The following is a 12,684-nucleotide window of genomic DNA, read 5'->3' as shown; positions in this document are numbered from 1 at the left end:
CGTCTCCTACTTCGCTTCCCATTCGCGAACAGTCGTGGTCGACGAGGCACGATAACTCATCCGATCTAACTCATCCGATTCAACGGGCACGCCCATCGCGTCAACGGGCACGGCCGCGGCGCGTCCCAGCGGCCGGCGGGCGGGTCGCCTCAGTTGTTCCAGGTCTCGTCGTAGGGATCGCGCGGGGTCGGAACGGGCTTCGCGGAGGTGACCTTCAGGTAGGGAATCGGACCGTTGTTGACCGGGTCGCGGGCCGACCTGGGGCTGTAGGTGCCCGTGACCTCCAGCCAGGCGTCCGGCCGCAGGACCGGGGGCAGCGTGCCGGTCAGGGCGATCTTCACCGGCTGGGCGTCCGCCGCACAGCAGTTGAGGGCCATGCGGACCAGGTAGGGGGTGCCGGCGCGGTCCAGCGCGAGGAAACCGGTGACGCGGACGGAACGGCCGTGCAGCGAACGGCCGTGGCCGTAGGCCGCGCGGGAGGCGTAGTCGACCACGCTGAGCGGGACCGGGTCGCCGGCGGGCAGGGTGCCGTAGGCGTAGGGCTTCTGCAGGGCCGTACCGGCGCGCAGCGCGCTGTACGAGCCCAGGGCCGGCGGGGCGATGAGGATCAGGGCGAGGAGGGGGAGCAGAAGGAGCCAGGAGATACGGGGCTCCGGGTGAGCGTGGCCCAAGGCCCTCGCCGCCTTGGCCCGCTTGCGCTCGTACCACGCCGTCGCCAGGGCCGCCGCGATCAGGACCGCGCCCGACGCCAGCAGCAGCGGCTGCAACCCCGCCTTGACGTAGCGCAGATACAGATCGGTCGCGCCCGCGTGCAGCAGGGCGGCGCCGAGCAGGAACATCACCGCCGCCTGCGCCTGCCGGTTCACAGCAGCACCGTCCCGGTCAGCACGCCGCCCGCGACGGCCAGGACGAACGTCGCGGGGGCGAAGCGCAGCGCGAAGCCACGGCCGAAGGTCCCCGCCTGCATCGCGAACAGCTTGAGATCGATCATCGGCCCCACCACCAGGAACACCAGCTTGGCCGTCAGGGAGAACTGGGTGAGGGAGGCCGCGACGAACGCGTCCGCCTCCGAGCAGATGGACAGGAGTACGGCGAGCACGGCGAGGGCGAGGATCGAGAAGAGCGGGTTGTCGGCGGCCGTGCGCAGCCAGGCCGCCGGGGTCGCCGCCTTCAGCGTGGCCGCGGCCATCGCGCCCAGCACCAGGAAGCCGCCCGCGTGCATGGTGTCGTGCCGGACCGAGTTCCAGAACGCCTCCCCCTTGGTCTCGCCCTCGTGCGCGCCGTGGGCCGGCGGTCGCAGCCAGTCCGTACGGCCCAGGCGCTGCCACAGCCAGCCCATCGCGCACGCCACGAGAAGGCTGGCGGCGAACCGGGCCAGGACCATCTCCGGCCTGCCGGGGAAGGCGACCGCCGTGGCCGTCAGCACGATCGGGTTGATCGCGGGAGCCGACAGCAGAAAGGCCAGGGCCGCCGCGGGGGTCACGCCCCTGCGGACCAGCGCGCCCGCCACCGGGACCGACGCGCACTCGCAGCCCGGCAGCACCGCGCCCGCCATCCCGGCCACCGGCACGGCCAGGGCGGGGTGGCGGGGGAGGGCGCGCGCGAAGAAGGACGGAGGCACGAAGACCGCGATCGCCGCCGAGAGCAGAACGCCCAGCACCAAGAAGGGCAGCGCCTGGACCGTCACGGCCACGAACACCGTCATCCAGCTCTGCATCAGCGGGGTGCCGAGGGCCCCGCGGATCGGGGACTGGGCGAGCACCGCCAGCAGCAGGACCATCGTCAGCACGAGAGGGGAACTCAGCCGCCTGTCTCCCGGGCCGGGCTGCTCACCGTGGTGCTCGTCCGGCCGGTCCTCGGGCCGTTCGCCGCCCGCCCGTCGGTCGGGCGGGCGCGCCGCAGCGGGCTCGGCGGCGCCGGGCGGGGCGTCTTCGGTGATGGCCACGGGTGCGTACCTCCGGCTGTGTCTCCCTCCCCATCGGTACGCGGTTCCCGCCACAGGTGTTCACCTCATCCTGGAACCCCCCGACTCCTTGGGGCACTCTTTTCCCTCGTGGCGAGTGTTCCGTATCAAGGTGGGCCCGGTGCCCCGCCGGCGCACATGGTGGTGTGCGGCGACGACGGCCTCGCGTACCGGCTGGCCGCCGAGTTGCGCGGGGTCCATGGCGAGCAGGTCATCCTCGTGGTGCCGCCGAGCGAGCGCACGGCACGGCTCCCGGTGGCCGGACGGGCCCGGGCCGCCTCGGCCGCGCTGCTCGACCGGGTGGTCAGCGCCGCCGTCGGCCGGGGCGCCGGCGGATCCACCGCCACGGCGGGCAGCGGCGCCAACGGCCACCGGGCCGACGGGGAGCGGGTGTTGGAGGCCGCCGACCTGACCGAGGCGGTGTTCGCCGAGGCCGGAGTGGAGCGGGCCGCCGCGCTCGCGCTCGTGTACGACGACGACGAGACGAACATCCGGGCCGCGCTGACCGCCCGCCGCCTCAACCCGCGTCTCAGGCTCGTGCTGCGGCTGTACAACCGCCGGTTGGGCCAGCACATCGAGGAACTCCTGGACCAGGCGGCCGCGTTGGCCTCCGGCGAGGGAGCGGCCGGTGGCCCGGAGGCGTCCACGGCCGTCCTGTCCGACGCCGACACCGCCGCGCCCGCGCTGGTCGCCACGGCCGTCGCCGGCACCAGCAAGGTCGTACAGACCGACAGCCTGCTGCTGCGGGCCGTGGAACGGCAGCCGTCCCGGGACGGGCACGTCGCCGGTCCCGGGCTGTGCACGCTGGCCCTGCTCTCGGCGACCGGCGCGGATCCCGCCGGGGCGGACGGCTCCGAGGGCAACGGGGACCAGGGGCCCAGGCTGCTGCCGGACGACGAGGAGGTACGGCGGGCCGCCGGGCGGGCCGCCGTGGTGCTGGAGCAGGTGTCGTCCTTCGGCGGGCCGGAGTCGGCCGCGACCGGGCGCGGGGTGGGTGGCGTACCGCCGCTCGCCTCCCTCTTCTCGCGGCGGCTGCGCTGGTCGCTGGCCGGGATCGTGGGCTGTGTGGTGGCGCTCGCCGTCGCGCTCTGGCTCGTCACCGGTACCCACCCTCTGCGCGCGTTCTATCTGACGCTGCTGGACCTCTTCGCGATCGACGACCCCGCGATCGGGGCGCCGCTGGGGCGGCAGATCCTCCAACTCCTGTCCGGCCTGGTCGGGTTGCTGCTGCTGCCGGTCCTCCTCGCGGCCGTGCTCGAAGCCCTCGGCACCTTCCGGACCACCTCCGGGCTGCGCAAGCCGCCCCGCGGGCTGGGCGGGCATGTGGTGCTGCTCGGGCTCGGGAAGATCGGCACCCGGGTGCTGACCCGGCTGCGGGAGCTGCACGTTCCCGTGGTGTGCGTGGAGTCCGACCCGGAGGCGCGCGGCCTTGCGACCGCGCGGCGGCTGCGGGTCCCGGTGGTACTCGGGGATGTCACGCAGGAGGGGGTGCTGGAGGCCGCGAAGATCCATCGGGCGCATGCGCTGCTCGCGGTGACCAGCGCGGACACGACCAATCTGGAGGCCGCGCTGTACGCGCGGTCCGTACGGCCGGATCTCCGGGTGGTGCTGCGGCTGTATGACGACCACTTCGCCACCGCGGTGTACCGGACGCTGCGGGCCGCCCATCCCCATGCCTCGACGCGGAGCCGGAGCGTGTCGTACCTGGCCGCACCGGCGTTCGCGGGGGCGATGCTGGGGCGGCAGGTACTGGGGGCGATACCCGTGGAGCGGCGGGTGCTGCTGTTCGCCGCGGTCGAGGTGGACGGGCACCCGGAGCTGGAGGGGCGGACCGTGGCGGAGGCGTTCCGGGCGGGGGCGTGGCGGGTGCTGGCGCTGGAGGGGCGGGCCGATGTCTCTCCCGATCACGTGCTGGAGAAGGGGGACCGTGTCGTGGTCGCCGCAACCCGCCGAGGCCTGGCCGAACTCGGCTGACCAGCCCAGGTGCTCCCCCCGGTGCGCTTCCCGCCCTCCTCCTCGCCCCACGCCGGCCGAAAAGGACCTTTCCCAACCCGGAAAGGGTCGGGAGAGCCCCCTTCTTCTCGTCACCCGGCAGCACCTCCGGCGAAAGGAGCCCGGGGGCTCACGCCTCGGGCAGATGGCTCCCCGTGAACTCCATCTCCAGTCTCAGCTGCTTGATCCGCTCGTCCACCACCAGTGATCCGTGGCCCGCGTCGTAGCGGTACACCTCGTGCACCGCGCCCCGGGCCTCCAGACGCCTGGTGTAGTTGTCGATCTGGCGGATCGGGCAGCGCGGGTCGTTGACGCCCGCCGAGATGTAGACGGGGGCCTTGACCTGGTCGACGTAGGTCAGCGGGGACGACGCCTCGAAGCGCTCGGGGACCTCCTCCGGTGTGCCGCCCAGCAGCGTACGGTCCATGGCCTTCAGGGACTCCATCTCGTCGTGGTACGCGGTGACGTAGTCCGCGACCGGCACGACCGCGACGCCCACCGTCCACGCCTCGGGCTGGGTGCCGAGGCCGAGCAGGGTGAGGTAGCCGCCCCAGGAGCCGCCGGTCAGGACCAGGCGGGCGGGGTCCGCGAGGCCGGAGGAGACCGCCCAGTCGCGGACCGCGGCCACGTCCTCCAGCTCGATCAGGCCGACCCGGTGCTTCAGGGCGTCCGTCCAGGCGCGGCCGTACCCCGTGGAGCCGCGGTAGTTGATGCGGACGACCGCGTAGCCGTGGTCCACCCAGGCGGCGGGGCCCGCGGCGAAGGAGTCGCTGTCGTGCCACGTCGGGCCGCCGTGCAGGTCGAAGACCGTGGGGAGCGGGCCGGTGCTGCCGGCCGGCTTCTGGATCAGGGCGTGGATGCGGCCGCCGGGGCCGTCCACCCACGCGTCCTCGACCGGCACCGACGGCGGGCACTTCATGCCGGGCGGGTCCAGGACCACCCCGCCGGACGTCGAGCGGACCGCCGACGGCTCGGCGGCCGACGACCACAGGTACTCCACGCTGCCGTCGGGGCGGGCCGTCGCCCCGGAGACCGTGCCGGGCGGGGTGGGGATGCGGCTCAGCTCACCGGCGCCCAGGTCGTAGCGGAGCAGCTCGCTGCGGGCCTCGAAGCTGTGGACGACGAGCAGGGCGCTGCCGTCCGGATACCACTCGGCGGCGACGTCTCCGGGCAGGTCGAGGTCCAGGTCCTTCTCCTCGCCCGTCGCCACGTCCCAGACCAGGGGCTCCCAGCGGCCCCGGCGCTGGTGGCCGATGAGCAGGCGGGTGTCGCCGTCGACCGGAGCGAATCCGAGGACCTCCAGGCCGAGTTCCTCGGTGCCGCCCTTGGTGTCGTCCAGGTCGGCGACCGCCGTGCCGTCCGGGCGCAGCACGCGCAGGGCCGCGTGCATGGCGTCACCGTGCTCGGTGTGCTCGATCGCGATCAGCGAGCCGTCGTGCGAGAGGTCGCCGACGCCCGCCGACTCGCGGTGCCGGTAGATCTCGGCCGGGTCCTCGCCCGCGCGGGCGAGGTGGATCGTGGTGCCCTCCTCGTCCGTGGAGCGGCCGACCACCGCCGTGCGGCCGTCGCGGGCCAGGGCCAGACCGGCCGGGTAGGAGGGCTCCAGGCCCGGGACGGCCGTCTCGTCCGCGCCGCCCGCGAAGGGCTGGCGGCGCCAGACGCCGAACTCGTCGCCGTCCTTGTCGTCGAACCACCAGATCCACTCGCCGTCCGGGGAGAGTGTGCCGTCCGTCGTGCCGTTCGGCCGGTCGGTCGCCTGCCGCTGCCCGCCCGTCGCCCGGTCCCAGGCGTACAGCTCGTACGTCCCCGTCGCGTTCGACACGAACAGGGAGCGGTCGGGGGCGTCTTCCGCCCAGTCGGGGAGGGAGACGCGCGGGGCACGGAACCGCTTCTCCCAGTCGGGCATGGCTTCTGCGTCGCTCATGCCTCTATGTAACCCGATGAGCTCCGGGTCTCCGAGGTGTCTGCGGGCAGAGGGCGTCCAGCCGGAGCGGGGTGGGGCGTCATGGCCGACTCGGGCCTCGCTTCCGGTCCCGTGCGCGACGGCCGGCCGGAGAGGGGGAGCGGTCCCATTCCGACGATGAAGACGATGAATCCGTCGGACAGGACGTGCTCCGCCGCGTCCGCTTCGGGTGGGTGCGGAATTACGGCACTTCAGGTGCCTGTCGGCGGGCGATGTAGTGCGTCGGATTAAAACGCCCAGGGGGATGGAATATCCGCCCCGGCCTGTCGACCGATCGCCCGCCGACAGATCAACGCGCCAGATCGCCTCTGCTAGCGGTGGATCCTGTAGCAGGCCTCGAGCTTAACCGGCTGGGCAACATGCAGCTTTCCCAGTTCGAGGATGCAGCTGCCTTCGTCGAGGTTGCAGGCGGCCTCCACCTTCGGGCCGACTCGGTAGCCCTTGCTGTCCAGGTACTTCATGCAGTCAAAGGCACTCGCCTGCGCCGTACCGGCAAATATCAGCGGAAGCGTGCCGGCCGCCAGGGCCAGGCCGGTCACTGCCGCCAGCTTGCTCCTGAGCTTACTCACTTAAACCCCGTTCCGTAGAGCCCATAGGACGTCGGTGGTCTGCCGACGCCGGATGAAGTCTAGTCATTGCGGACTCTTTGATCAATCACACAGAATCTTCACCGGAGCATTACCCGAAACGCAAGAAATTGCTTTCGCCGCCGGACCGGATTTCATCGAGCTTCGCATTCGCCAGATGAGTGTTCCCCGGAATTCGGTGGCCGAAGATTCCCTCTCCCGCGTAGCCCGGACACCCTGGTCCGCGAACACGACGTCCCGGTCTTCCGGCGCTTCGGGTACCTCGAGCCGCGGGACGGCCACTACCGCTTTCGGGCGGATCGTCCGCATCCCGCTCGTCCGCTCGCCGAAGGCCACGCGGCCCGCCGTGCGCCCCCGGGAACCGGACCCCGCAAAAGGTCCGGTTCCGTACGGCCGTACCGTTGAGGGCGTGTACCGGTTTCTGCTGACACCCCGCTGGTGGGGCATCAACGTCTTCGTGCTGCTCGCCATCCCGTTCTGCGTCTTCATGGGGACGTGGCAGCTGAGCCGGTTCGAGGGACGGGTGCAGGACCACCGTGCCGCGACCGAGCAGGCCGCCTCCGACAGACACGAGGCGGCCCGGCCCCTCGCCACACAGCTGCCCGTCGACAAGAGCACCTCGGGACGACGGGTCAGCGCGAGCGGCCGGTACGGCAAGCAACTCCTGGTGCCCGGCCGGGAGCTGGACGGCAAGCACGGTTTCTACGTACTGACGCTGCTGCGCACCGACTCCGGCAAGGCCCTGCCCGTCGTGCGGGGCTGGCTGCCGGGCACGGCGGACGCGGCGAAGGCTCCCGCCCCGCCGGCCGGCGAGGTCACCGTCACCGGTGCGCTGCAGGCCTCCGAGAGCCCGGGTGACAACGGGGTCAGCGCCCAGAGCGGGCTGCCCGCCGGGCAGACGGCGGCGATCAGCTCGGCCTCGCTGGTGAACCTGGTGCCGTACCGGCTGTACGACGCCTGGGTCACCCTCGACAAGGCCGACGCGGGGATGAAGGCGGTGCCCGCGACCGCGCCGGACGACACGGGCCTCGACCTGAAGGCGTTCCAGAACCTCGGCTACACCGGGGAGTGGTTCGTCTTCGCGGGCTTCGTGGTCTTCATGTGGTTCCGGCTGCTGCGCCGCGAGGTGGAGTACCAGCGGGACGCCGCCCTGGGCTTGGTGCCCGAGGAGGAACCCCGGGTCGAGGTGTCCAGCGGCTGAACCGGACTGCGCGAGCCGCGAGCGCCCCGTGCTACGCCCCCGCCAGCACGCCCGTGTAGTACACGGTCCCCGCACACGCGTTGGACACCGTCGCCGACACCGTCGGCGTGCCGCCCTGGGCGGTGTGGGTGACCAGGACGCCGCCGTCGGCCGTCGTGCCGTCCTCGGCGACGAGTTGGGGCGTGGTGCCCGCCGTGGTGGTGCCGGTGTCCGTGCTCCCGGTGGCACCGGTGTCCTGGCTGGGCGTCGGGTCCGGCGAGGGGCCGCCGCTGTCCGAGCCGCCGGTGGTGGAGGTGCCCCCGCCGGTGGTGGGACAGGTCTCGGAGGGGACGAAGGCGAACTTCTCCTCGTAGGCCGCGCCCGGCTGCAGGACCAGGTCCGAGACCTCCAGGGAGGGGTCGGGCAGACCGGCCGCCGCGTCCCCGGACGCGTGCCGCGCCTTGCCGATCTTGGCCGGGTCGGCGGCGCCCTGCGCCGCGACGTCCACGGCGCCCGCGCCGCCGACGCTGCAGCTGGAGGAGGAGATGTTGGTGACGCGGAAGGTGCCGTAGACGACGCCCGCGGAGTCGGGGGCGTCGACGCTCTGGGTGGCGGAGCCCAGCTGGGCCGCCGTGCACACCGAGGTACCGGCGGCCAGGGTGGCGGACGGGTTCGCGCCGCCGGACGAGGTGCCGCCGCTGCCGTCGTGCTTGCCCGGCGTGCTCCCCTTGCCACTGCTCCTGCCGTGCCCCGGGGTCGTGCCGTGGGTGCCGCCGACGCTGCTGGAGCCGCCGTCCGGGTTCTTGCCCTGGCTGGTCCCGCCCTGTGCCTGGGACGACTGCCCGGCCAGGCCGGTGTTGGTGTCGGAGCCACCGGAGTCGGAGACGTGGATCAGGGCCGGGATCGCGGTGCCGATGAACAGGGCCGCGGCCGCCATGCCGACGACGGCCTGACGCTTGCGGGCCCGCCGTGCGGGTACGGCCCGGTGCAGATGGTCCAGGGTGCCGGAGCGCGGTTCGATGTCGTCGACCGCGGAGTGCAGCATCCGGCGCAGGGCCGACTCGTCCGGGGCGAGCCCGTCGAGCCCGTCGAGGCCCGGGCCGAGCCCCTCGGGGCTCTTGTCGTCGGGGCCGTGGTTCACAGTTCCGTTCCCAGCGTGCGATTGCGTGTGCTCTTGCTCGTGCCGCTTCGCCGGCTCGTGCCGGACGTCGGGCTCATGGCGGTCTCGGGAGTGGGGTTCATGGGAATCGCCCGCCTGATCGCGTTCGCTCATGACGGTGCCTCCATGGCCACCCGCAGTGCGGCGATGCCCCGCGAACCGTACGCCTTCACCGAGCCCAGCGAGATCCCGAGCGTCTCGGCGACCTGCGCCTCGGTCATGTCCGCGAAGTAGCGCAGCACGAGGACCTCGCGCTGGCGGCGCTGCAGCCCCTTCATCGCCTTGATGAGGTCGCGCCGCTCCAGCTGGTCGTAGGCGCCCTCCTCCGCGCTCGCCATGTCGGGCATCGGCTTGGAGAGCAGCTTCAGGCCGAGGATGCGCCGGCGCAGGGTGGAGCGGGAGAGGTTGACGACCGTCTGCCGCAGGTAGGCGAGGGTCTTCTCGGGGTCGCGGACGCGCTTGCGGGCCGAGTGGACGCGGATGAAGGCCTCCTGCACGACGTCCTCGCAGGAGGCGGTGTCGTCGAGCAGGAGCGCGGCGAGGCCGAGCAGCGAGCGGTAGTGCGCCCGGTAGGTCTCGGTGAGGTGGTCGACGGTGGTGCCGACGACCGCGTCGTCCTCGGTGGCCGTGGTGCCGCCGGAGCCGTCGGAGCCGTCGCGCTGGCTGGGTATGCGGGCGGGCCGCGCTGCGGGCATGGGCGCGATCACCGGCATGCCGCCGGGAAGGCGCGGCCGGAGCGCTGCGGTGCCGCGAGCGGCCGCACGGAGTTCGAGTACCTCTGCCACGCCAGTTGGACACGTCTTCCCCCGCCAGGGTTGTACGTGCCGGGCGTCACATGTGCGACAACCGACGGTGAAGCAAGTGCCGTCATGCGTCCCGCTCTTCCCTTATGTCCCATATGAACGGGCGTCCCCACGCCCCGATCACGGCGTCCCCACGCCAGGATCCTCACGTCTCACGCCCCGCAAGGGTGACCGCAAAGACGCTCCCCGCCCTTCGCGCGGTTGCGGAGAGCGGGGAGGAAAATCCTCTGTCGCCGAGGAGCGCGGTACAAGTGGTTTGGACCATGCTCCCGGCCACATTTCTTACACGGATCCTACAAACGTCTTACTCACGGGCCGCCGCCCCACCCGTGACCTCCGCGGCCACCAGCTCGGCGATCTGCGCGGTGTTGAGCGCGGCGCCCTTGCGCAGGTTGTCCCCGCACACGAAGAGTTCGAGCGCGGTGGGGTCGTCAAGGGCCCGCCGCAGCCGTCCGACCCAGGTCGGGTCGGTGCCCACGACGTCAGCGGGCGTGGGGAACTCACCGGCGGCGGGGTCGTCGAAGAGCACCACCCCGGGGGCGGTGGCGAGGATCTCGCGGGCACCGTCGACGGTCACCTCGCCCTGGAAGCGGGCGTGGACGGTCAGCGCGTGCGAGGTGATCACCGGCACCCGTACACAGGTCACGGCGACCGGCAGGGTCGGCAGTCCGAGGATCTTGCGGGACTCGTCCCGCACCTTCATCTCCTCCGACGACCAGCCGTCCTCCCGGAGCGATCCGGCCCACGGGACGACGTTCAGCGCGACCGGCTCCGGGAACGGCCCGGTCTCCTCCCCGACGGCCCGCCGTACGTCGCCGGGTGTGGTGCCCAGCTCCGTGCCGGCGACCAGGGACAGCTGGGAACGCAGCGTCTCGACGCCCGCCCGGCCGGCCCCGCTCACCGCCTGGTAGGAGGACACCACCAGCTCGCGCAGCCCGAACTCGGCGTGCAGCGCGCCGAGGGCGACGATCATCGACAGGGTGGTGCAGTTGGGGTTGGCGACGATCCCGCGCGGCCGGATCCGCACCGCGTGCGGATTGACCTCGGGTACGACGAGCGGCACGTCCGCATCCATCCGGAAGGCGCCGGAGTTGTCGACGACCACCACGCCGCGCGCGGCGGCGATCGGCGCCCACTGGGCGGAGACCTCGTCGGGCACGTCGAACATCGCGATGTCGACCCCGTCGAAGGCGTCCTCGGTCAGGGCCGTGACCTCGACCTCCTCGCCGCGCACGGCCAGCTTGCGGCCGGCCGAGCGCGGCGAGGCGAGCAGACGGATCTCGCCCCAGATGTCCGCGCGCTGGGACAGGATCTGGAGCATGACCGCGCCGACGGCTCCGGTCGCTCCCACGACCGCGAGCGTCGGCTTCCCGGTCGGCGCCATTACCGGCCCGTGCCTCCGTAGACGACGGCCTCGTCGGTGTCGGAGTCGAGCCCGAAGGCGGTGTGCACGGCGCGCACGGCCTCCGGCACGTCGTCGGCGCGGGTGACGACCGAGATACGGATCTCGGAGGTCGAGATCAGCTCGATGTTCACGCCCGCGTCGCTCAGCGCCTCGAAGAAGGAGGCGGTGACCCCGGGGTTGGTCTTCATACCGGCGCCGACCAGCGAGATCTTCCCGATCTGGTCGTCGTAGCGCAGCGAGTCGAAGCCGATGCCGGGGCGGTTCTTCTCCAGCGCGTCGATGGCCTTGCGGCCCTCGGTCTTCGGCAGCGTGAAGGAGATGTCCGTCAGGCCCGTGGCGGCCGCGGACACGTTCTGCACGACCATGTCGATGTTGATCTCGGCATCGGCGATGGTACGGAAGATCGCGGCGGCCTCACCCGGCTTGTCCGGCACGCCGACGACCGTGATCTTGGCCTCGGAGGTGTCGTGCGCGACACCGGAGATGATGGCCTGCTCCACCTTCTTGTCCCCAATCGGCTCATTGCTGACCCACGTGCCCTGCAACCCGCTGAAGGAGGAGCGGACGTGGATCGGGATGTTGTAGCGGCGGGCGTACTCCACACAGCGGTGGAGCAGCACCTTGGAGCCGGAGGCCGCGAGCTCCAGCATGTCCTCGAAGGAGATCCAGTCGATCTTCTTCGCCTTCTTCACCACGCGCGGGTCGGCGGTGAACACGCCGTCGACGTCGGTGTAGATCTCGCAGACCTCGGCGTCGAGCGCGGCGGCCAGCGCCACGGCCGTGGTGTCGGACCCACCGCGCCCCAGCGTGGTGATGTCCTTCTTGTCGGCGCTCACGCCCTGGAAGCCGGCGACGATCGCGATGTTGCCCTTGTCCAGCGAGTCCCGGATCCGGCCCGGCGTGACGTCGATGATCCGGGCTTTGTTGTGGACCGAGTCGGTGATGACACCTGCCTGGCTGCCGGTGAACGACTGGGCCTCGTGGCCCAGGTTTTTGATCGCCATGGCCAGCAGGGCCATGGAGATACGCTCTCCGGCGGTCAGCAGCATGTCGAACTCACGCCCGGCAGGCATCGGAGAAACCTGCTCGGCGAGATCGATCAGCTCGTCCGTCGTGTCGCCCATCGCGGAAACGACGACAACCACCTGGTTGCCGTTCTTCTTCGCTTCCACGATCCGCTTGGCGACGCGCTTGATGCCTTCGGCATCGGCTACGGAGGAACCTCCGTACTTCTGCACGACAAGGCCCACGTGCGCTCCTCGCTCGGTTCGTTTGTGTCGGCTCAGTCTAACGAGCGTCCGAAATCGACCCTCCTGCTCCCGCATGGTGAGACGTCGGGCGCTCGCCTCCGAACCTGCCCACCGCTCCGCACGCCACGCGGAAAGTGCCCCGGGTCACAGTGACCGCTGTGGATCAAGTTTCAAGCGACGAGCTCCTTGAGCGGCTCGGTGTCCAGGGGGCTCGGATGTCACCCAGGTCGTCCGTCAGGATCGGGGCCTCGTCGTAGACGATGGAGGCTACGACGACGCTGGCATCGATGACGTCGGACGTCCTGTTCTCGTGGCAGAGAACCGCGGCCGCTTTCGCAAACGTGGCTCATGCGCCGCGCCGCTCCCCACCGGCCGGCCCGAA

The 12,684-nt window shown here is 71.8% G+C and carries 10 protein-coding genes; 2 read left to right on the top strand and 8 right to left on the bottom strand.

Annotated elements, in window-relative coordinates; all coding sequences use genetic code 11:
* Positions 1-149: 149 nt before the first annotated feature.
* Together AVL59_RS02125 and AVL59_RS02120 are read right to left on the bottom strand one after the other, a co-directional pair.
* Positions 150-866, bottom strand: a complete 717-nt coding sequence (locus AVL59_RS02125; RefSeq protein ID WP_067299512.1) for a TIGR03943 family putative permease subunit — start codon at positions 864-866, stop codon at positions 150-152.
* On the bottom strand, positions 863-1,945 hold the full coding sequence (locus tag AVL59_RS02120) for a permease (protein WP_237281422.1): 1,083 nt from the start codon (positions 1,943-1,945) through the stop codon (positions 863-865). Before AVL59_RS02120 ends, AVL59_RS02125 begins: the two co-directional genes overlap by 4 nt.
* A gap of 156 nt (positions 1,946-2,101) precedes the next feature.
* Here AVL59_RS02120 and AVL59_RS02115 point away from each other — a divergent pair, with 156 nt between their 5' ends.
* Entirely contained in the window at positions 2,102-3,937 is a 1,836-nt protein-coding gene (locus AVL59_RS02115; RefSeq protein WP_067299511.1) for an NAD-binding protein, read from the top strand.
* A 148-nt stretch (positions 3,938-4,085) separates the two neighbouring features.
* On the opposite strand, the gene AVL59_RS02110 is transcribed toward AVL59_RS02115, so the two are convergent.
* Positions 4,086-5,879: a S9 family peptidase gene (locus AVL59_RS02110; protein ID WP_067299510.1), complete on the bottom strand. Its 1,794-nt coding sequence runs from the start codon at positions 5,877-5,879 to the stop codon at positions 4,086-4,088.
* Between the two features lie 350 nt (positions 5,880-6,229).
* Positions 6,230-6,457 (bottom strand): hypothetical protein, encoded by a 228-nt coding sequence (locus tag AVL59_RS02105; protein ID WP_067299509.1) that lies wholly within the window; start codon positions 6,455-6,457, stop codon positions 6,230-6,232.
* A gap of 457 nt (positions 6,458-6,914) precedes the next feature.
* Between AVL59_RS02105 and AVL59_RS02100 the strand changes: the two genes are divergently transcribed.
* The gene (locus AVL59_RS02100) at positions 6,915-7,706 is read left to right on the top strand and encodes an SURF1 family protein (protein WP_067299508.1); all 792 of its coding nucleotides are present in this window, start codon (positions 6,915-6,917) and stop codon (positions 7,704-7,706) included.
* A gap of 31 nt (positions 7,707-7,737) precedes the next feature.
* Here AVL59_RS02100 and AVL59_RS02095 read toward each other — a convergent pair whose 3' ends face one another.
* The 4 genes from AVL59_RS02095 to AVL59_RS02080 form a co-directional block, all read right to left on the bottom strand.
* On the bottom strand, positions 7,738-8,826 hold the full coding sequence (locus AVL59_RS02095; protein ID WP_067299507.1) for a hypothetical protein: 1,089 nt from the start codon (positions 8,824-8,826) through the stop codon (positions 7,738-7,740).
* A 128-nt stretch (positions 8,827-8,954) separates the two neighbouring features.
* The gene (locus tag AVL59_RS02090) at positions 8,955-9,557 is read right to left on the bottom strand and encodes a SigE family RNA polymerase sigma factor (protein WP_067316791.1); all 603 of its coding nucleotides are present in this window, start codon (positions 9,555-9,557) and stop codon (positions 8,955-8,957) included.
* A 394-nt stretch (positions 9,558-9,951) separates the two neighbouring features.
* Entirely contained in the window at positions 9,952-11,031 is a 1,080-nt protein-coding gene (locus tag AVL59_RS02085) for an aspartate-semialdehyde dehydrogenase (protein WP_067299506.1), read from the bottom strand.
* Positions 11,031-12,302, bottom strand: a complete 1,272-nt coding sequence (locus AVL59_RS02080) for an aspartate kinase (RefSeq protein ID WP_067299505.1) — start codon at positions 12,300-12,302, stop codon at positions 11,031-11,033. The genes AVL59_RS02085 and AVL59_RS02080 overlap by 1 nt, the downstream gene beginning before the upstream one ends.
* Positions 12,303-12,684: the final 382 nt, after the last annotated feature.

Source organism: Streptomyces griseochromogenes, assembly GCF_001542625.1.
GTDB lineage: Bacteria > Actinomycetota > Actinomycetes > Streptomycetales > Streptomycetaceae > Streptomyces > Streptomyces griseochromogenes.
The sequence above is the reverse complement of the archived record's forward strand: the minus strand, read 5'-3'. Positions and strand labels throughout refer to the sequence as shown.